This is a genomic window from Streptococcus nakanonensis (genome assembly GCF_059738785.1).
In genome coordinates, this window is the sequence record NZ_AP027139.1 from 1437069 (window position 1) to 1456928 (window position 19860).

The 19860-nt window shown below is 40.0% G+C and carries 19 protein-coding genes; 1 reads left to right on the plus strand and 18 read right to left on the minus strand.

Annotation, left to right across the window (positions count from 1 at the left end; genetic code table 11):
* The 8 genes from AC6I9F_RS06980 to metK all read right to left on the minus strand — a co-directional run bounded on the left by AC6I9F_RS06980 (window position 1) and on the right by metK (window position 6899).
* Window positions 1-483: a VanZ family protein gene (locus tag AC6I9F_RS06980; protein ID WP_112443485.1), complete on the minus strand. Its 483-nt coding sequence runs from the start codon at window positions 481-483 to the stop codon at window positions 1-3.
* Window positions 483-1568, minus strand: a complete 1086-nt coding sequence (rlmN, locus tag AC6I9F_RS06985; protein ID WP_000804760.1) for a dual-specificity RNA methyltransferase RlmN — start codon at window positions 1566-1568, stop codon at window positions 483-485. The genes AC6I9F_RS06980 and rlmN overlap by 1 nt, the downstream gene beginning before the upstream one ends.
* 20 nt (window positions 1569-1588) lie before the next feature.
* The gene (locus AC6I9F_RS06990) at window positions 1589-2119 is read right to left on the minus strand and encodes a YutD family protein (protein WP_261074896.1); all 531 of its coding nucleotides are present in this window, start codon (window positions 2117-2119) and stop codon (window positions 1589-1591) included.
* 155 nt (window positions 2120-2274) lie between these two features.
* The gene (gene sodA / locus AC6I9F_RS06995) at window positions 2275-2880 is read right to left on the minus strand and encodes a superoxide dismutase SodA (RefSeq protein WP_498021296.1); all 606 of its coding nucleotides are present in this window, start codon (window positions 2878-2880) and stop codon (window positions 2275-2277) included.
* A 124-nt stretch (window positions 2881-3004) separates the two neighbouring features.
* Window positions 3005-3175 (minus strand): hypothetical protein, encoded by a 171-nt coding sequence (locus tag AC6I9F_RS07000; RefSeq protein WP_498021297.1) that lies wholly within the window; start codon window positions 3173-3175, stop codon window positions 3005-3007.
* Between the two features lie 76 nt (window positions 3176-3251).
* Complete coding sequence (gene holA / locus AC6I9F_RS07005; RefSeq protein ID WP_498021299.1) at window positions 3252-4289, minus strand: DNA polymerase III subunit delta; 1038 nt, start codon at window positions 4287-4289, stop codon at window positions 3252-3254.
* A 33-nt stretch (window positions 4290-4322) separates the two neighbouring features.
* A complete protein-coding gene (locus AC6I9F_RS07010) occupies window positions 4323-5258 on the minus strand; it encodes a dihydroorotate oxidase (protein WP_498021301.1) in 936 nt (311 codons plus the stop codon).
* A 450-nt stretch (window positions 5259-5708) separates the two neighbouring features.
* Complete coding sequence (metK, locus tag AC6I9F_RS07015) at window positions 5709-6899, minus strand: methionine adenosyltransferase (RefSeq protein ID WP_023940470.1); 1191 nt, start codon at window positions 6897-6899, stop codon at window positions 5709-5711.
* A gap of 444 nt (window positions 6900-7343) precedes the next feature.
* Between metK and AC6I9F_RS07020 the strand changes: the two genes are divergently transcribed.
* Window positions 7344-8510 (plus strand): IS30 family transposase, encoded by a 1167-nt coding sequence (locus tag AC6I9F_RS07020; RefSeq protein WP_000160552.1) that lies wholly within the window; start codon window positions 7344-7346, stop codon window positions 8508-8510.
* Window positions 8511-8817: 307 nt separating this feature from the next.
* Here AC6I9F_RS07020 and AC6I9F_RS07025 read toward each other — a convergent pair whose 3' ends face one another.
* The 10 genes from AC6I9F_RS07025 to AC6I9F_RS07070 all read right to left on the minus strand — a co-directional run bounded on the left by AC6I9F_RS07025 (window position 8818) and on the right by AC6I9F_RS07070 (window position 19859).
* Window positions 8818-10161, minus strand: coding sequence for a DEAD/DEAH box helicase (locus AC6I9F_RS07025; protein ID WP_498021303.1), 1344 nt, complete (start codon window positions 10159-10161; stop codon window positions 8818-8820).
* A 138-nt stretch (window positions 10162-10299) separates the two neighbouring features.
* Complete coding sequence (locus tag AC6I9F_RS07030; RefSeq protein WP_084863100.1) at window positions 10300-11115, minus strand: endonuclease/exonuclease/phosphatase family protein; 816 nt, start codon at window positions 11113-11115, stop codon at window positions 10300-10302.
* Between the two features lie 51 nt (window positions 11116-11166).
* The gene (locus tag AC6I9F_RS07035; RefSeq protein ID WP_084951093.1) at window positions 11167-13347 is read right to left on the minus strand and encodes a PTS transporter subunit IIBC; all 2181 of its coding nucleotides are present in this window, start codon (window positions 13345-13347) and stop codon (window positions 11167-11169) included.
* A 179-nt stretch (window positions 13348-13526) separates the two neighbouring features.
* Window positions 13527-14453, minus strand: a complete 927-nt coding sequence (ftsX, locus tag AC6I9F_RS07040) for a permease-like cell division protein FtsX (protein WP_000625545.1) — start codon at window positions 14451-14453, stop codon at window positions 13527-13529.
* Window positions 14446-15138 (minus strand): cell division ATP-binding protein FtsE, encoded by a 693-nt coding sequence (gene ftsE, locus AC6I9F_RS07045; RefSeq protein ID WP_000022269.1) that lies wholly within the window; start codon window positions 15136-15138, stop codon window positions 14446-14448. Before ftsE ends, ftsX begins: the two co-directional genes overlap by 8 nt.
* 17 nt (window positions 15139-15155) lie before the next feature.
* Window positions 15156-16251 (minus strand): peptide chain release factor 2 gene (prfB, locus tag AC6I9F_RS07050; RefSeq protein ID WP_115262371.1). Its coding sequence is split into 2 segments (ribosomal slippage): window positions 15156-16178 and window positions 16180-16251, totalling 1095 coding nucleotides; the frame shifts between segments, so codons are not numbered across the junction.
* A 108-nt stretch (window positions 16252-16359) separates the two neighbouring features.
* On the minus strand, window positions 16360-17016 hold the full coding sequence (locus AC6I9F_RS07055) for a CBS domain-containing protein (protein ID WP_004256822.1): 657 nt from the start codon (window positions 17014-17016) through the stop codon (window positions 16360-16362).
* A gap of 412 nt (window positions 17017-17428) precedes the next feature.
* Complete coding sequence (locus AC6I9F_RS07060) at window positions 17429-18139, minus strand: ABC transporter ATP-binding protein (protein WP_000062200.1); 711 nt, start codon at window positions 18137-18139, stop codon at window positions 17429-17431.
* Window positions 18139-18903, minus strand: coding sequence for an ABC transporter ATP-binding protein (locus AC6I9F_RS07065; RefSeq protein WP_001185995.1), 765 nt, complete (start codon window positions 18901-18903; stop codon window positions 18139-18141). Before AC6I9F_RS07065 ends, AC6I9F_RS07060 begins: the two co-directional genes overlap by 1 nt.
* Entirely contained in the window at window positions 18903-19859 is a 957-nt protein-coding gene (locus AC6I9F_RS07070; protein ID WP_262081717.1) for a branched-chain amino acid ABC transporter permease, read from the minus strand. The genes AC6I9F_RS07065 and AC6I9F_RS07070 overlap by 1 nt, the downstream gene beginning before the upstream one ends.
* Between the last annotated feature and the right edge of the window lies 1 nt (window position 19860).

Here is a 19860-nt window from a genome sequence, read left to right on the forward strand (position 1 = left end):
TTAATTCCTTATCTTGTTTTTATGTAATTGTTTATAGAGAAACCAAGCCAGATAGCCACCCAAGGTATTAGTCCACAAATCATCAATCTCAAAGACGCGATTGAAATCAAAGAAAAAATCCAAGACTAACTGCGTACACTCAATTCCAAGACTCACTAGAAAGCTAAAAAGTAGCACCTTTTTTGTTTTTCGCAAGTTTGGAAGGAGATAAAGGAGTTGGAATATCAAAGGAAAAAGTAAGAAGACATTGAGGATATTTTGTAAAAAAATCCAAGATAATTGTCCTACATCACTCACTTCGCCCAGTTTCCAAAGAGAATTGAAAGGAGTCAAAAGAAAAACCAGGCGTCCAAGATGCTGAATACCTGGAGTTTCCACCCCCACGGGAGATTGTTCTTGAGGAGTAAAGCAAAAATAGACAATGCAAATGCTATAGAAAATAACTCCCCAGACCAAAATATGATTATAAGTCTTCTTCATAATTAAGGATTGACTGCTGCGACTGCTTTCTGGCGGTCACGTTTCATTGTATTGGAACGCAATTGTCCACAAGCTGCATCAATATCAGTACCATGCTCTTGACGAACAACACAGTTAACCCCTTTTTTCTTAAGCGTATCATAGAAGGCCAGGACGCGCTCTTTAGGACTACGGCTATATTGGTCATGCTCACTAACTGGGTTATAAGGAATCAAGTTTACATAAGACAATTTCTTGATGTTCTTGAGCAATTCAGCCAATTCCAAGGCTTGTTCTACACCGTCATTGACTTCATTGAGCATGATATACTCAAAGGTCACACGACGATTAGTTGTCTCAATGTAGTACTCAATAGCCGCAAAGAGTTTTTCAATCGGAAAGGCACGGTTAATCTTCATGATGCTTGAGCGCAATTCATTGTTAGGTGCGTGAAGGGAAACGGCAAGATTAACCTGAACCCCTTCATTAGCAAAATCACGAATTTTATGGGCCAAACCTGAGGTTGAAACCGTAATGTGACGAGCACCGATTGCCATTCCCTTGTCATCATTGATAGTACGAACGAAATTTAAGACATTGTTGTAGTTATCAAATGGTTCACCAATTCCCATGACAACGATATGGCTGACGCGTTCGTCCTGACCACGCTCATCAAAGTATTTCTGAACCAGCATGATTTGCGCTACTATTTCCCCATTATTAAGGTCACGTTGTTTCTTAATCAAACCAGAGGCACAGAAGGTACAACCAATATTACAGCCGACCTGAGTGGTCACACAGACAGATAAACCGTAGTGTTGACGCATAAGTACCGTCTCAATCAACATACCATCTGGCAATTCAAAAAGATATTTAACTGTCCCATCAGCAGACTCTTGCACAATACGTTGTTTCAAGGGATTGACTACAAATTGGTCATTAAGCTTAGCAATCAAATCTTTTGAAAGGTTGGTCATTTCTTCAAATGACTGGACACGTTTACGGTAGAGCCATTCCCAGATTTGATCTGCACGGAATTTCTTTTCTCCTTGCTCCAAAACCCATTCCTGCATGGTTTGACGTGTTAAACTATAAATTGACGGTTTCATTTCTTCTCCTTATTCTCTACTCACTTCTGACGAATGACAAAATGACGTTGTCCCTTGTCCTCTTTCTGAGAATGCTGGTCTTTCTGACGACGTCTATTTTTCTTATCTGCATTCGGTTTTCGTTTGGTTTGAGTCGGTTTCTTTCCTTTTTTAGAAGGTGTTTCTTCTTCCTTCTTACGCATTTTCTTGTCAAATGATGCGCGCTTAGGGGCTTCATTTTCTAAGACAAAATAGGCACAACCATAACTACAATACTCTAAAAGGTAGTCTTGTAAACGACTGATTTTTTCAAGATTTTCCTCTGTTCGGTCATCCTTGTAAAAACCTCGTAGGCGAAGCTGTTCGTTGCTCCAGTCCCCCACGATAAAATCAAACTTGGTTAAGACTTCTGAAAAACGCTGATTAAAAGCCGTCACATCAAAGGCATCCTTGATATTTTCCACCAAGGAAAAAGCTATCCCTTCCGTTTCAACCTTGTCCCCATGTAAATGGAACTCAGGACCAGGAAACTTGTTATAGTTGTATAATTCAGGTGCAATTTCTTTTCGCATAGATATCCTTTTTCACGATTACTTAATACTTTATTCTACCATAATTTCTAGCAGTTAGCACGTTTCTCATAAAAATGAAAAAAGTCTGACGATTTTGTCAGACCAAAATAATATAACCTTAAAAAGAGAAGAACAATTCTTCCCTCCAACTATCATTATTTAGCAGCTGCGTACAATTCATCTACTTTGTTCCAGTTGATCACTGAGAAGAAAGCTTTGATGTAGTCAGGACGCACGTTGCGGTATTTCACGTAGTAAGCATGTTCCCAAACGTCCAAGCCCAAGATTGGTTTTTTACCTTCTGAGATTGGTGTGTCTTGGTTTGCTGTTGAAGTCACTTCAAGCTTCCCTTCTTTGTTGACAACCAACCATGCCCAGCCAGAACCGAAACGAGTTGTTGCTGCTGCAGTGAAGGCTGCTTGGAATTCTTCAAATGAACCAAATGTTGCATCGATTGCTGTTGCAAGTTCTGCTGAAGGAGCTGTTTTCTCTGGAGTCATCAATTCCCAGAAAAGAGCATGGTTCAAGTGTCCACCACCATTGTTGATAAGTGCTTGACGGATATCAGCTGGGATAAATTCTACATCAGCAAGCAAGGCTTCAAGGTCTTCACCTATTTCAGGGTGTTTTTCAAGAGCTGCATTAGCATTGTTGACATAAGTTTGATGGTGTTTGTCATGGTGCAAGTGCATTGTTTCCGCATCGATGTATGGTTCCAAAGCGTCGTATGCATATGGAAGATCTGGTAAGATAATAGCCATCTGTAATACCTCTTTTTCTTTCTATATGAAAATGATAACGCAAACATTTACTTTTTTCAAGTTTTTTGCTTATAGATGAAGAAATCACTGAAATACTTTCTAATCATACTCTTCGAAAATCTCTTCAAACCGCGTCAACGTCGCCTTGTAGTAGATATATGTAACTGACTTCGTCAGTTCTATCCACAACCTCAAAACAGTGTTTTGAGCTGACTTCGTCAGTCTTATCTACAACCTCAAAGCAGTGCTTTAAGCAACCTGCGGCTAGTTTCCTAGTTTGCTCTTTGATTTTCATTGAGTATAAAACAAGCAAATCAGCAAGAAACCCACGACAAGATAATGTTGACGCGAGTTGTAGTTTCAAAAAAATGTCAATTGATCTGACTAGCAATCTGTAGGAGTGCCTTTTCAAAAAGGAAACCTTTTTCATAAAGGCCTGTTTTAATCTGATAGTCTGTCTCAATCAAATAAGAAATAGCTTGCTTCAAAAAGTTCAAGGAAAGTCCTCGTGAATCCCTCAGCGCAAACTTGATTTGATAGGGATTAGGATTGCGTCCGAGAAAACTTCCTAGACTACTTGCAATCTGCGATTCTGTTTGCCCAGACTCCGCCAAAATCTTCACCTGAGTAAAAGTTCGAAATTGCCCTAGCATGACTGCAATCAGTTTAATTTCATCTTCACCTTGCAAGGTCAAGTCTCTAACCAAATCGCGCGCCTGGTCCATCTTTTTAGTCAGAATAAACTGAGTTAAATCAAAAATATTGTCCTGCAAGGTCTTGGGAATTGCGTTAACAATATCCTCCTCCTCGATAACAGAGTCTTGCTTATAGGACTGTAAAAAGAGGAGATTTTTCTGGATTTCGCTAAATTGAAAACCCGATTTGATGAGGAGATTTTCAAAAGAATGATTGGTAAACTGCAGATCTTGTTTCTGGCTCCACTTTTGGAAATACTGGCGCAATTCTTGTTCTTTGGCTTCTACTGCATCAAAGACCTTGGCATCACGCTTAAGTAATTTAACCAACCGTCTTTTGCTATCCAGCTTTCCTTCAGCAAAGATCAACAACTTAGTTGTTGACGAAGGGTTATCAAGGTATTCCTCAAACGACTTAAGCTCATCATCTGTTAAAAAGCGCTTTTTAGCAGTCGTGACATCAACAAAATGGTCTAATATCACGATTTTTTCATCCGCAAAGAAAGGAAGACTGACTAACTCCAGTTCCACATCCTTGTAAACTACTTCTTTCATATCAAAGTAGGCAAAGTTGAGGGCAGCAGAATCATAGCCAATCTGTTTCAATACTTGACTCTTCATCACTTCAAACTGACCCTGATCTGTCCCTGTAAATAGGCTCAGACTAGGTAAATTTGATAAAGTCAACTTCTGACTTTCTTCAATGGCTAGCATCGTCTCTCCTTTCTTCTGATTTTTAGATTTAATTTAGTCAATATAGCGCAATTTCCCACGGAAATCTTCTAGGCTCTCGTACCCTTTTTCCGCCATGATTTCTTTCAGTTCATTGGTAATGCGATCAAAGGCACTGACACCTTCCTTATGAAGGGTGGTTCCCACCTGCACCATACTTGCTCCACAGAGGATATGTTCAAAGGCATCACGACCAGTCAACACGCCACCTGTTCCGATGATTTGAATTTGAGGATTTAAGCGTTGATAAAAGGCATGAACATTAGCTAGAGCAGTTGGTTTAATATACTCCCCACCAATGCCACCGAAACCATTTTTAGGACGAATAACGACAGACTCATCTTCTATATAGAGGCCGTTCCCGATAGAGTTGACACAGTTGACAAACTTGAGTGGATACTTGTTGAAAATAGCAGCTGCTTGATCAAAGTGAACAATATCAAAATAAGGTGGGAGCTTAATTCCAAGAGGTTTGGTAAAGTAGGCAAACACCTCTGACAAAATCAGGTCAGTTGTCTCAAAATCATAGGCAATCTGTGGTTTTCCTGGAACATTTGGGCAAGAAAGATTTAGCTCAGTCAGACCACGGAAGTCACTCTCTTGGACTTTTTTCAAGATAGTATGGGTTTCCTCTGGAGACATGCCGACTAGAGATAAGAAGAAAGTTCGGTTTGGCTCTTTTTCCTGCAGATCCAAAAGGTAGTCCAAATAATAGTCTAAGCCATTATTTGGCAAGCCCATAGAGTTGATAGAACCAAGTGGAACATCCTGATAACGTGGTTCAGGGTTACCCTGACGAAAGTCCAAAGTCGCAGTCTTTGTGACAAAGGTTCCTGCCGCTGAGTTTTTAACCCCTTCCAGCTCCTCTATCGTCATACAAGCCACACCTGCTGCATTCATCAAACAATTGTCAAACTCAAAACCAGCAATTTGCGTTTTCGTTGATACCATGATTCTGATCCTCCAGATTCCTTTTATTGCTAATATTATACCACAGTTTTAATTCTAGGTTTACTAGATTCTATGGTTCTATCTATTTATTCGGAAAAGAAAGTCTAGTGCAGAAGTCATGCTATGGAAACAGCTAGTGTATTGGAAGTTTGAACAAGACTTGGATAACAGACTTTTGAATGAAGTCCAAGCAACAAGGAGAAATCTCAACCATGAGTCCATTCCATGACTCTGTTGCTCTAGAAAACCTTGCAATAGTCAAGTGATAACGAATAAAACTTTGGATTGAAATATCCCCATGATTATCTATTACGAGGAGAAATCTCAACCTTTATCATTTTTAAAGAAATACATGTAAATCTCTACTTTCGCAAAATGGATTTTCAGAACAGTATCCCAGTATAGTTAAAAACTATAAAAAAGAGGGAGGCCCCTCTTTCTTCAATTCATTTATTTTACTGCTTCTTTTAAAGCATCTACCTTATCCAAACGTTCCCATGGAAGGTCAATATCTGTACGTCCCATGTGACCGTAAGCCGATGTTTGACGGTAAATTGGACGCTTGAGGTCCAGCATTTGGATAATTCCTGCAGGGCGAAGGTCAAAGATTTGACGGGCTGCTTTTTCAAGCTTGCTTTCAGCTACTGTTCCTGTACCGAAAGTATCGATACGAACAGAAACAGGTTGGGCAACACCGATAGCGTAGGCCAATTGCACTTCTGCCTTCTTAGCAAGGCCTGCTGCAACAATATTCTTTGCAATATAGCGAGCCGCATAAGAGGCTGAACGGTCTACCTTAGTCGCATCTTTACCAGAGAAGGCACCACCACCGTGACGAGAGTAGCCACCATAAGTATCTACGATAATCTTACGACCAGTCAAACCTGAGTCCCCTTGAGGTCCACCGATTACAAAACGACCAGTAGGATTGATGAAGAATTTTGTTTGCTCATCCAAGTAGGAAGCTGGAATAACCTCTTTGATAACCTTGTTAATGACATCATTGTGAATTTGTTCGTTGCTGACTTCTGGATCGTGCTGAGTTGAAATAACAACTGTGTCCACACGTACTGGACGGTCATTTTCATCATACTCAACCGTAACTTGTGATTTAGCATCTGGGCGAAGATAGCTAATTTCCCCAGACTTACGAAGTTCTGCCAGACGACGAACCAATTTATGACTGAGTGAAATTGGTAAAGGCATGAGCTCTTCTGTTTCATCCACTGCAAAGCCAAACATGAGACCTTGGTCTCCAGCACCAATTAAGTCCAGCGGATCTTGGTCTGCATTTCCACGAACCTCCAAGGCTTCGTTAACACCTTGGGCAATGTCAGGAGATTGTTCCACCAAAGATGGATGTACTCCTACAGTCTCAGCAGAAAAACCATATTCTGTATTAGTGTAGCCAATCTCTGCAATGGTATCACGAACCACACGGTTAATATCCACATAGGCATTTGTAGATATTTCACCAAAAACGTGAACAGAACCAGTATATACAGCTGTCTCAGCAGCAACGTGCGCTTCTGGATCCTTAGCTAAAATAGCATCCAAAATCGCATCTGAAATTTGGTCTGCAATCTTATCTGGATGCCCCTCAGATACAGACTCAGACGTGAATAATTTACGTTCTGACATAAAAATGTCCCCCCTTAAAAATAGTGTTATAGAGTTACAAAGTACTGATAGGAATCCCTATCATCTACGAGTTGCGACGCGAAAGAAATAAAAACAATACTTTTTTATTTCTGAAGCTAGTAAGGCGCATAGGGTGACCACCTTATAGCGGCAACCGTAGAATGACGAGCGACTACTTTGGAGCCGTCAGTCTTTGCGAATTGCAAACTACTGAAAACTCTTAGTAATGAATACCTACCATCTTATCGGGACTATATAACTTTATCATTATACCATTTTTTAGCGCAATTTGCAGTCTTTAATGTAGTGTTTCTGTTTAGATAGTTCGTTCTTGTAACTTCTCAAAGTAACTTCCACTTGCCTGACCAAAGTGGAAATTAGTCTAAAACGGATTTTTATGGTGGAATTAAGTGTGAGACGTTTGAGTTAGAAACGAGGTCTACTATGACAAAACATAAACACCTTACCCTTTCAGACCGTAATGATATCCAATTAGGTTTAGAGCGCAGTGAAACCTTCAAAGCTATTGGACAATCCATTCTAAAAGACCCGACTACTGTTTCTAAAGAAGTCAAACGAAACAGACAAGTCCGAGAGTCTACATGCCATAACCTTCCTTGCCCTCTACTCGACAAAGCTCCCTTTGTCTGTAACGGCTGCCCTAAAAGAAGACAGAATTGTGGCTATAAGAAGATCTTCTACCTCGCTAAGCAAGCTCAAAAACAATACGAACAAACTCTTGGCGAAGCTCGTGAAGGAACTCCCCTCAATTCCAAGACCTTCTGGGACATGGACAAAGTCATTTCTGATGGGGTTAAAAAAGGACAACACATCTATCATATTCTCAAAACTCATAACCTTGATGTCAGCTCCTCAACTGTCTATCGACACATCCGAAAAGGGTACCTATCTATCGCTCCGATTGATCTTGCCAGAGCCGTTAAATTCAAAGAAAGACGAAAAAGTAAGCTACCTTCCATCCCTAAAGAAGCTAAAAAAGGCCGTTCCTATGAGGATTTCCAAAACTATTTAGCACTGAATCAACTAGACTCTTGGCTGGAAATGGACACAGTTATGGGGAGAATGGGAGGTAAAGTCCTACTCACCTTCAATCTATCTTTCTGTAACTTTATCTTCGCTAGACTTCTGGATAATAAAACTGCCCTTGAGGTTACCAAACATCTCTATGACATCAAGAACACTCTTCACCAAGCGGACAAAGATTTCTTCCAACTCTTCCCTGTCATTCTTACCGATAATGGTGGAGAGTTTGCCAGGGTTGATGACATCGAAATGGATGTGCGAGGAGAGAGTAAACTCTTCTTTTGTGACCCTAATCGCTCTGACCAGAAAGGGAGAATTGAGAAAAATCACACGCTGATTCGCGACATTCTACCTAAAGGAACTTCTTTTGACAATTTAACTCAAGAGGACATCAATCTCGTCTGCTCTCATGTCAACAGCGTCAAACGTGCTGCTTTGAATGGAAAGTCAGCTTATGAACTCTTTGCCTTTACTTATGGAGAAGAAATTCCTAAGCTTCTCGGTATTTCTAAAATACCTGCAGAAGACGTCTGTCAGTCTTCTAAATTACTCCAACATAAGTTCTAAAAACTAACCTAAAACCCTATTCAAACGTCTCACACTAACTTCCACCATAGCGGAACTTAATCTGAAACGCTTTCAGATAAGAGGATTTTGTGCGCTCTTTTTTTCGATTCATTTTGGCTACAAAAGCAATAAAATCAAGCATTAGTAAAACCAGTGGAACTTACCCTGACATGGATTTCCACTGGTTTTTACAATTTTTATCAGATTAACTTCCACTTCTACTAGCGGTGGAACTTAGTTTGGGAATTTACCGATAGTTCGTTCTCATAAATCAAAAAGTTGGAGCTCAGCACTCCAACAATTACTATTAAAATGTTTGGCGTTTAGCTTTACGCTCTGCACGACCTCGAGCGCGATTTTCAGCACGCTTGGTCTTGCGGCGCTTTTCATCAACCGCCCATTGAATCTTCTTCTTATAACCTGGTTTGACTTTTTTCTTTTTCTTTTTGACCAAGCCAATCATTTCGATATCAAGTTTATCTTGTTTTTTCTCACGGTTAGCACGACGATCACGGTCATAAGTATCTTGAAATTCCCCGTCTTTGACCATCTTAGGAGTAAACTTAATTCCTAATTTCTCCAACTCACGGATATCTGAGTCATCACTTGGCTGATAAAGGGTAATAGCTGTACCTGGTAGGCCATTGCGTCCGGTACGACCAACACGGTGCACGAAGAAGGATAAGTCTTGCGGAATGGCATCATTGATGACATGGCTGACACCTTCAATGTCAATCCCACGCGCTGCCAAATCTGTTGCGACAATGTACTCAAAATCCAGATTTTTCACCTGATTCATGATTCGCTTACGTTCACGAGGGGCAATATCTCCATGAATCTTCGCTACCTTCAAGCCTTGAGCAGTCAGATATGAATGCAATTCATCAGCACGCGTTTTAGTGTTAACAAAAATCATTGCCAAATATGGGTGCATCAACTGAGTCAACTGGTAAATTTGAGCGTTCTTGTCACGTCCCTTAGTTGAAATCAACCAATTATCAATAGTGTCAGAAATGACCGTTTTGGTCTTGATTTTCTCCATAACAGGATTTGATAAGTATTTTTTCAAGAATGGTTGCAGTTTTTGTGGAATAGTCGCTGAGAAGACCATGAATTGCAGGTCTTTTGGAAGGCTTCCAGCAATCTTATCAACAGTTTCTAAGAATCCCATATCCAAGGTCATGTCTGCCTCATCGACCACAAAGGTCTTTGCCTTGTGAATAGCTAGGTCACCAGACTTAACTAAGTCATAAATACGGCCAGGCGTTCCGATAACAATATGAGGCTGGTTACTTGCCAATTTGTCAATCTGGCGAGCCTTATCCGTACCACCCACATAATTAACCACACGAACTTCGACATCTGAGTGGGCTGCAATCTGACGGGCTGCTTGGTAAATTTGAGTAGCTAATTCACGGCTCGGTGCAGTAATGACTGCTTGAACACTATCGTCGGCTTCATCTAATTGCTGGAAAATCGGCAATAGGAAAGTGTGAGTCTTACCCGAACCTGTTTTTGATTCACCGACTAGGTCACGACCTGTCAAAACAATAGGAATCAACTTGTCTTGCACCTCTGTTGGAGTTGTAAATTTCAACTCCTCCAAGGCTTCACTAATATATTTTTTAAATTGAAATTTCGTAAATGACATAATATCCTCGATTCTATCTATCCTATCAATTATACCATATTTTATTCCATTTCAGTAGTCTCACTTATTTAGGCTATTTCTAGTAGCTTCTCTAGTAAAAAAGGCTGGAATTTGTGAATCCCAACCTCTTTTCAGTCATTATTTCCAGTTTAAAATAGCATTCAAGCCATAGTGATCACTCACTTGTGGACTCTTGTTACCATCAAATACGACATGTAAATTTTCCACCGCTAACTCCTTGGTAGTAAAAACATAGTCGATTCGAAGGGGTTCAGTGTTCCCCTTCCATCCATCAATTTCTGGTGGAACAGTATAGCTACCACTTTTATCTTGAGCAACTTCAAATGCGTCTTGTAAGCCTAATGGACTAGCTAAAATAGCTTGGTAACCTTCCTGACCAGCTGGATTGTTGAAATCTCCAGCTAGCAAAAGCGGCTTGTTCAATTCTTTCAAGACAGCTTCAAATCGTGCCCATTCTTCTTGGAAACCTTTATCCCACCAAGAAAGGTGGACACTGGCAACTGCAAGCTCCTTACCATCAACTACAGTTTCAGCCAAGGCAACACGACGAGTATGATAGTCTGTTGGATCATCCACATCTGAAACCAAAATTTCTCTTGCTTCAATAGGTGTTTTAGACAAGATAGCCACACCTTCATGGTAGCGATCATAACCGATATGGTTATAGGCCCAAGTCCAGTAGTAATTTTTCCCTTGCTCAGATAACTTTTCAACCAAGAGTCTAACATAGTGATCTTGGTGAATAGGCTCAGCTGCTGGCAAAGCTTGATAAAGATCATTGACCTCTACCTCTGGAGATGTGATCTCCTGATTGATTTCTTGGAAACAAATCAAATCATAGTCTTTTTCAAGGATATCCTCAAGCAAAATCTGGAATTTTTCCTCAGCTTCTTTTTCCATCCAACTATGAGTATTGAGTGTTAAAAATTTCATTCTTTTCTCCCAAAATAAGAGGTTGGAATACAGCTTCCAACCTCAAGTATATTACAATTCTACTTTAGCAACTGCTGTTTTAGCTGCAAGAGAACCTGTTTTTTCTAATTTAACTGATTTAATTGCATCACCATTTGTGAAGACAACTACTGTTGAAGTTTCACGTCCTGCTGCACGGATAGCATCCAAGTCAGCTGTGACAAGGAGATCTCCTGCTGCAACTTTTTGTCCTTCAGCAACATGAACTGTAAATGGTTTACCTTCAAGACTTACTGTGTCCAAACCAATGTGAACCAATACTTCAAGACCTGCTTCAGTCACAAGACCAAGAGCATGTTTTGTAGGGAAGATGCTTGATACAGTACCTGAAACTGGAGATACAATGTTTCCATTTGCAGGTTCTACAGCAAATCCATCACCCATCATTTTTTGAGCAAATACTGGATCTTTCACTTGTTCCAAAGCAACAACTTGACCATCTGCTACTGAGTAAACTTCCTCAGTAAGACCTTTGAAGTGTACAGTGTTTTGTTGCGCTTCCGTCATTTGACTTGGAAGAGTTTCAGGAATGATTTCACCTGAATCAAGGATATCTTGGATATCAGATTTCAATACGTCTGCTTTTGGACCGTAGATAGCTTGAACTCCTTGTCCTTTCATGACAAGACCCATAGCTCCTTCTGCTTTCCATTGTTCTGCATCACCGACTTTATCAGCATCTTTTACAGTTACACGAAGACGAGTCATACATGCATCAACATCAACGATGTTTGCACGTCCACCAAGAAGGTTGATAATGTTTACAGCTTGAGAACCTGCTGCAACTTTCACTTCGCTGCTAGCTTCTTCTGAACCTTCAGCAGTTTCGTAGTTTCCGTTACGTCCTGGAGTGGCGTAGTTGAATTTTTGAATCATGAAGTTTGCGATAAAGTACATGATTACGGCAAAGAGAACAGTTACCCAGATAAAGTTAACGATATCCATACCAATACCAGCATTAATTGCTAGTGGTGTACGAGTCAAGAATTCAATTGAACCGAATGAGTGGACACGTAGGTTTACTACGTCAGCCATAGCGAAGGCAGCACCTTGAACAAGTGAGTAAACAAGATACATAGGTGTTGCTACAAACATGAACATGTATTCGATTGGTTCAGTAACCCCTGTCAAGAATGTTGCAAGAGCTGTCGCAATCATCATACCTTTATATTGATGTTTCTTATCAGCATCGACATTACGGTAGATAGCAACGATCATACCCATCAAGATACCGAATGAACCGATCATTTGTCCAACTTTGAAACGAGCTGGGTGAACAGTATCTAACAATTGTTGGTAGTGACTTGCATCTGTACCTTTAAGGTTAACAAGGTCTGTTACCCATGCAAGCCATAGTGGGTCTTGACCAAATACTTGAGTACCTTTAGCTGCACCAGTTAAAATGTCATAAGTACCACCAAGAGCTGTGTAGTTCATTGGGATAGTCAACATATGGTGAAGACCAAATGGCAAGAGCAAACGTTCCAAAGTACCATACAAGAATGGTGCAAGGATTGGAGCAGTTTCTTGTGAGTTGGCAATCCAGATACCAAAGCTATTGATACCTGTTTGAACTACTGGCCAGAAGGCAGCAAGTAGAATTGCAGCGATTGCTGAACGAAGAATAACTACAAATGGTACGAAACGTTTCCCGTTGAAGAATGAAAGTGCATCAGGAAGTTTACGGAAGTTGTAGTATTTATTGTAAGCAGTTGCCCCTACAAAACCTGAGATAATCCCTACAAACACACCCATGTTCAATGCTGGAGCTTCAAGAACACTAATGAAGTAATCAGCAACTTTGATTGAACCACCAAAGAGAGTTGTGACCATAGCATCTGGATTTTTCAACATATCTCCTGATACACCAAAGATTGTACCAGTGATACGGTTAATCAAGATGAAGGCAAGACCAGCGGCGAAAGCACCACCAGCACGTTCTTTAGCCCAGCTTCCTCCAATTGCTAGGGCAAACAAAATGTGAAGGTTACCGATAACCCCCCAACCAATTTGCTCAAGAATTCCACCTGTAACTACAAGTGGTGCAAAAGTTGGGTTAATCATTACGATAGACTTACCGATTGAAATCATCAAACCAGCAGCCGGCATAACCGCGATAACCACCATCAAAGCCTTACCGAATTTTTGCCAAAACTCGAAAGACAAGACATTTTTGAATGTATCTTTCATCATTCAAATCTCCTTTATTTTTATTTAGGCAAACGTTTTACGAAAACGTTTGCACTTTCTATAATTCAATTATACCACTTTAATTTTTTTTGTAAAGGCTTTTATAAAAAAAAGTAGACTTTTTTCTAAAATTTTTGTAGTAAAAAAGGAGATATTAAAATCTCCTCAAATATACTTCTATTTTAGATTTTCAGGAATCGGCGCATTGAAATTCCTGATCCGATTGAACCGATAAAAATTCCAATCACAAATAATAAGGCAATCATCAGTGGACTGAATACTTCTGGTGATATCATTGAAAGGTTCTGACCAACCAATGACTTATTAACAGATTGGTAAACCATTTTATAGACAATAAATACCAGAACTGATGGAAGTGTTGCTCCAAGCAAACCAATGAAGGCACCTTCAAGCAAGAAAGGTCCGCGGATATAGCCATTCTTAGCACCTACTAAACGCATGATTTGAATTTCACGGCTTCGTGAAATAATGGTGATACGTATAGTATTAGAAATCAAGAACACCGCAATGAAAATCAATAATCCAGCGATAACTAGTCCCCAAACACGAATAAATGAAGCTAACTTAAACAAGCGTTCTGTATTAGCACCACCATCTTGAACTTCTGATACACCTTCGATTTTCTTAGCCTCTTCTGCTACCGTCTTTACATCACTTGGTGTATTTGTATCAACGATATATGCATCATAGAGTGGATTGGCATCGCCCTCAAAGATTTTCCAGTTGTCCCCCATTGTTTCTGTCAACTTTTCATATTGTTCTTCTTTACTTGAAAACGTAACACTTTTAACGGTTGACATACCTTTCAAAGCATCATATACCTTATGGTAGTCGTTATTTGTAACAGTTTGACCTTCTTTTTCAATCGTCTCACTATTATCAGCTACGTCCTTACGAATGTATACCATTACTCGGACATTATTTTCGATATCTGTAGCTAGTTTAGCCGTATTAAAGATAACAGATGCAAATATTGCAACCAAGGTCAAAGTAATCATAACTGAACTAACAGCAGCTACTGTCATCCAGCCATTTCGTTTCAAACTTTTTAACGATTCAAATAAATGACGAAAAAATCTACTAATCATCGTATCCATATTCTCCTTTAGCTTCGTCACGAACGACACGGCCATTTTCAATGGCAATGACACGGTGGCGCAAGGTATTTACAATCTGACTGTTGTGGGTAGCCATCAAGACAGTTGTACCTTGGAGATTGATGCGTTCCAGCAAGTTCATAATTTCCCATGAATTATCTGGGTCCAAGTTTCCTGTTGGTTCGTCCGCAATCAATACTTTTGGATTGTTTACAATGGCACGTGCAATTGCAATCCGTTGCTGTTCTCCCCCTGAAAGTTCATTTGGGAAAGAACGAACCTTATGCTTCAATCCAACCAAGTCTAAGACTTCCATAACACGTTTTTTGATATTACGGCGACTTTCTCCAATTACCTCCATTGCATAAGCAATATTTTCATAAACGGTTTTCTTTGGTAACAGTTTATAATCTTGGAAGACAACCCCAACACTACGACGTAGGAGAGGAACATCTTTCTTTTTAATTTTAACCAGATTAAAACCAGCAACAGATAAGCTTCCTTTTTCGATTTTTACTTCGCGATACAAAGAACGAATAAAGGTTGATTTCCCAGCTCCTGAAGGTCCTACGATGTAAACAAATTCCCCTGGTTGAACGCTTACCGAAACACCACGTAGGGCAGTCGTTCCGTTGTCGTATTTTTTGACGACATCTCTCATTTCAATAATTGACATGTGAGTTCCTTTCTATCTTAGCTGATTCTCCACTTGAGATAGGCATCAATAAAACCATCTAGGTCTCCATCCATAACCTTATCTACTTGTGCAACTTCAAAGTTAGTTCGATGGTCTTTTACCATAGTATATGGCGTGAAAACATAAGAACGAATTTGACTTCCCCATGTGATTTCCTTTTTCTCACCCTTGAGGGAATCGACTTCCGCAGCTTTCTTCTCCTGCTCCATTTGATAGAGCTTAGCCTGCAACATCTTCATGGCACGATCTCTATTTCCATACTGGGTACGATCGACTGTTGACTGAACGACAGTTCCCGTAGGAATGTGTGTCAAACGCACACCTGTGGAAACCTTGTTGACGTTTTGTCCACCAGCACCACCTGAACGGAAAGTATCCATCTTGATATCATCTTCACGGATTTCTACTTCAATAGTATCATCCAATTCTGGCATCACTTCTACAGATGTGAAAGAGGTGTGGCGACGTTTAGCAGAGTCAAATGGTGAAATTCGTACCAAACGGTGTACACCCATTTCTGACTTGAGAAGACCATAGGCATTAGGTCCTTCAAAAGATAAGGTTACTGACTTGATACCAGCTTCATCTCCTGCTTGGTAATCCAATACTTCCACTTTAAAGCCTTTAGCATTTCCATAGCGAGTGTACATACGAAGCAACATATCACCCCAGTCCTGAGCCTCAGTACCACCGGATCCTGGATGGATTTCCAAGATGGCATTATTATGGTCATAAGGTTCTGACAAGAGCAAGGTCATCTCGTAACTGGTCATCATCTTATCAAGTTCGGATAACTGTTCAACCAATTCTTCATGTACCGACTCATCTTCAGCTAAAAAGTCTAATAAAATTTCAACTTCATCCTGCAACTCTTCCATTTTGTGAAAGGTGTTATAGGTGTTTTTTAATTCATTTAATTCTTGCGACGTTTTTTGGGCCGCGATATTATCGTTCCAAAAATCAGGTTCTGTCATCTTGTTTTCCAAGATGGCAATCTCTTCCTCTAAACCTTCGAGGTCAAAGAGACCCCCTGAAAGAAGCTAATTTTTCACGATTTGCGTCAATTTTCTGACGAATTTCTGAAATGTCCATAAATACTCCTTTTTTACATTATTTCATTATAGCATATTTTATCATTTCTTTCCATCTTTTGCTCTAATCCCTTATTACACGTAAAAAGAAGCCTTTCGGCTTCCCTTCTTACAAGACTTTTGCTGAAGTACGAGTAATCTCTTCTACTTGAATATTCTCTGATTCAAATTTTTCTTTCAAGGCTGGTAAATCAATTGATCCATCGATTTGAACTTCGATAATGACCTTACCATCCTTACGCGGAATATTGACTGTATGGGAGATATTCAAATTTTCTTCAACGATTAGAGAAACAATCTTACCAAGAACGCCAACTTCATTTTCCGTAACAAAGCGCACACGAATTCCTTCTTCTCCATAGCCAGCAATTTCAAGAAAGGCTTGGAAAACGTCACGGTCTGTAATAACTCCGTAGACTTGATGGTTATCTACGACAGGAAGAATACCAATCTTGTTTTTCAACATCAGATAAGTTGCATCCTCAAGACTGGCATAGCCTGAGACAGTGACAACATCGCGAATCATGACATCTTTTACTTTTGTCTTATTCAGAAGATAATTCATCTCATAGATAGAAAGACTTGTTGCTTTGGATGGACTTGCTTGTGCAATGGTTCCCTCAGTCACCAAACCAACTAATTGATCATTTTCGATAACGGGCAAACGGTGCAAGCCTTGCTCTCTCATCAAATCTGCTGCATGAGATACTGTTGTATCTGGACTAATGTACACTACCTTGCGGGTCATAAAATCTTTAACTGCCATGAGACTTCTCCTTTTCTATTCTTATCCCTATTATACAATCTTTTTGTAAATCTATCAAACGCTTACATTTCTTTTTCAAAATTCAGAAAAGTATGAATAAGCTAGCAAAAAGAGCTCTAAAATCGAGCTCTGTGAATGAAGGTTAGAAACGTTTCATTCGATTTTTTCAATTATTAGAAATTAACCTTTTGATGTAGATGATGATTACTTCGCAATCTTCATCTTCTGACTAAAACAATCCACTGGATTTGATGATTGCTTCGCAATCTTCATCCGCCGACTAAAAAGGTCCCCTGGACTATAATGATGATTACTTCGTAATCTCCATCTGCAACCTAAACTAGTCTCCCAGACTATGCGATGATTGCTTCGCAATCTCTATCCACCGATTAAAAAGGTCCCCCGGACCTTTTTAACCACCCAGATATGCTTTTCTGACTTCTTCTGATGAGGCGAGTTCTTTTCCTGTTCCGGATAGGACGATTTTCCCTGTTTCCAATACATATCCTCGGTCAGAGATTGCGAGTGCTTTATTGGCATTTTGTTCAATCAAGAGGACAGTTGTCCCTTGCTTCTGAATATCTTGAATGATATCAAAAATCTCTTGAATAAATATTGGAGCAAGTCCCATTGATGGTTCATCTAAGAGAAGAAGTTTTGGTGTTGACATAAGAGCGCGTCCCATGGCAAGCATTTGTTGTTCCCCTCCTGAAAGAGTGGCTGCGTCCTGGTTCTTCCGCTCTTCAAGACGTGGGAAGCGTGAGAAAACTTTCTTCAAGTTAGCTTGATTTTCTTCACGATTTTTCTTTAAGAAAGCTCCCATTTCAAGATTTTCCATAACAGTCAAGCCAGGAAAGACGTGGCGTCCTTCTGGAACTTGTGAAAGCCCACCTGCTACGATTTTCTGCGCTGGCATCTTTTGGATTTCTTGACCTAAAAATTCAATCTTTCCTGAGCTTGGTCTAACTAAACCAGACAAGGTACGGAGAATAGTTGTCTTACCAGCACCATTGGCACCGATAAGGGAAACAACTTCTCCTTCATTAACTTCAAAGCTTACATCACGGACTGCTTGGATCATACCGTAATGCACAGAAAGATTATCAACTTTTAACATAGACATTAGGCTTCACCTCCTAGATAAGCTTCGATAACGCGTTTATTAGTCTTAATTTCATCTGGAGTTCCTTGAGCAATTAAACGACCATATTCAAGTACGTAGATACGTTCTGTTACTTCCATGACCAGATTCATATCGTGTTCAATCAGCATGATCGTAATCTTAAATTCATCTTTGATACGACGAATTAACTCAGTCAATTCAGCTGTTTCCTGTGGGTTCATACCCGCTGCTGGTTCATCTAAGAAGAGAATTTTAGGTTCCGTAGCGAGGGCACGAACAATTTCCAAACGACGTTGTTGTCCGTAGGCAAGATTTTTAGCAAGAGTTTCTGCATCACCATCCAAATCAAAGATTTTCAGCAATTCCAAAGCTTTAGCCTTTAATTCTTTTTCACTCTTGTAAAAAGCTGGTAAGCGTAAGAAACTAGCAAAAACATGTTGTTTATGATGGTTGCCAAAAGCAATTAAAACATTGTCCAAAACGGTTAAATCTTTAAAGAGACGAATATTTTGGAAAGTACGTCCAAGTCCCAAAGAGGCAATCTTATAAGGTGCCTTTCCATTCAAAAGGTGACCATCTAGGGTTACTGTTCCCTCGCTTGGTTCATAAACACCCGTCAAGAGGTTGAAAAGAGTGGTTTTCCCAGCTCCGTTTGGACCGATTAGTCCAACCAGTTCCCCTTCGTTCAATTCAAGAGTCACATCTCCAACAGCTGTTAGACCGCCAAAATGTTTGGTTAACTGTTTTACTTCAAGTAATGCCATTAGTTTTGTTCCTCCTTCTTAGATTTTTTAAAGAAACGTGATAGGCTCAATTCCCATGTTCCAAGGAGTCCACCTGGTCTGAAAATCATTACCAATACCAAGGCCAAAGCGTAGATAATCATACGCACGCTAGCAACATCTTGGAGAAGCATATTCAAAATCCCCAGAACAATAGCTGAAACAATGGAACCTGTAATGGAACCAAGTCCACCAAATACAACAATAATCAAAACGTTGATTGAGTTGATGAAAGTGTAATCTTTCGGTACAACAGACCCGATAAATCCTGCCTGAAGTGACCCTGCAATACTTGCAGTAATGGCACCAAAGACAAAAGCGATGATTTTAATTTTAGTCGTATTAACCCCAACTGACTCAGCAGCGATTTCATCCTCACGAACAGAGAGGGTTGAACGACCAATTGGACTACGCAAGAAATTCAAGGTTGCAATGGTTGTAATCACGACAAAGAAGTATACCATTTGCCAAGTTGTAAAGTTTGGAATTCCCAAGATACCTGCCGCACCATTTGTAAGGCTTCCACCATTGATGATAAAGATACGGATAATTTCAGAAACACCAAGAGTTGCTACCGCAAGATAGTCCCCCTTCAAGCGCAAGGTTGGAATTCCGACAAGCAAGGCAACTGCTCCTGAAAGCAAAGCTCCTACCAGCATGGCTCCAAAGAAGGCACCGTAGGTTGGTGATTTAGAACCAATAATAGCTGCTGCATAGGCACCAATCGCCATGAAACCAGCATGACCAAGTGAAAATTGTCCTGAAAAACCAACGATTAAGTTGAGACCAACAGCCAGAATAATATTGATTCCGATTTGTTGTAAAATCTGTACATAGAATAGGTTGAGTACTCCGACTGAAACCAGTACACTAATCAAGCCATAGCCAGCTAACAAAAGGAGTAACCATAGAATATTAACTTTTAAATTTTCCTTCATC

Excerpts from the sequence above, each read along its gene's own strand:
- AC6I9F_RS07070 (WP_262081717.1), bottom strand. The coding sequence starts at position 19,859 with ATGAAGGAAAATTTAAAAGTTAATATTCTATGGTTACTCCTTTTGTTA.
- AC6I9F_RS07035 (WP_084951093.1), bottom strand. The coding sequence starts at position 13,347 with ATGATGAAAGATACATTCAAAAATGTCTTGTCTTTCGAGTTTTGGCAA.
- sodA (WP_498021296.1), bottom strand. The coding sequence starts at position 2,880 with ATGGCTATTATCTTACCAGATCTTCCATATGCATACGACGCTTTGGAA.
- rlmN (WP_000804760.1), bottom strand. The coding sequence starts at position 1,568 with ATGAAACCGTCAATTTATAGTTTAACACGTCAAACCATGCAGGAATGG.
- metK (WP_023940470.1), bottom strand. The coding sequence starts at position 6,899 with ATGTCAGAACGTAAATTATTCACGTCTGAGTCTGTATCTGAGGGGCAT.
- holA (WP_498021299.1), bottom strand. The coding sequence starts at position 4,289 with ATGCTAGCCATTGAAGAAAGTCAGAAGTTGACTTTATCAAATTTACCT.
- ftsE (WP_000022269.1), bottom strand. The coding sequence starts at position 15,138 with ATGTCAATTATTGAAATGAGAGATGTCGTCAAAAAATACGACAACGGA.
- ftsX (WP_000625545.1), bottom strand. The coding sequence starts at position 14,453 with ATGATTAGTAGATTTTTTCGTCATTTATTTGAATCGTTAAAAAGTTTG.
- AC6I9F_RS07020 (WP_000160552.1), top strand. The coding sequence starts at position 7,344 with ATGACAAAACATAAACACCTTACCCTTTCAGACCGTAATGATATCCAA.
- AC6I9F_RS07055 (WP_004256822.1), bottom strand. The coding sequence starts at position 17,016 with ATGGCAGTTAAAGATTTTATGACCCGCAAGGTAGTGTACATTAGTCCA.
- AC6I9F_RS07010 (WP_498021301.1), bottom strand. The coding sequence starts at position 5,258 with ATGGTATCAACGAAAACGCAAATTGCTGGTTTTGAGTTTGACAATTGT.
- AC6I9F_RS07030 (WP_084863100.1), bottom strand. The coding sequence starts at position 11,115 with ATGAAATTTTTAACACTCAATACTCATAGTTGGATGGAAAAAGAAGCT.
- AC6I9F_RS06990 (WP_261074896.1), bottom strand. The coding sequence starts at position 2,119 with ATGCGAAAAGAAATTGCACCTGAATTATACAACTATAACAAGTTTCCT.
- AC6I9F_RS07025 (WP_498021303.1), bottom strand. The coding sequence starts at position 10,161 with ATGTCATTTACGAAATTTCAATTTAAAAAATATATTAGTGAAGCCTTG.
- AC6I9F_RS07065 (WP_001185995.1), bottom strand. The coding sequence starts at position 18,903 with ATGGCATTACTTGAAGTAAAACAGTTAACCAAACATTTTGGCGGTCTA.
- AC6I9F_RS07000 (WP_498021297.1), bottom strand. The coding sequence starts at position 3,175 with ATGAAAATCAAAGAGCAAACTAGGAAACTAGCCGCAGGTTGCTTAAAG.
- AC6I9F_RS07060 (WP_000062200.1), bottom strand. The coding sequence starts at position 18,139 with ATGTCTATGTTAAAAGTTGATAATCTTTCTGTGCATTACGGTATGATC.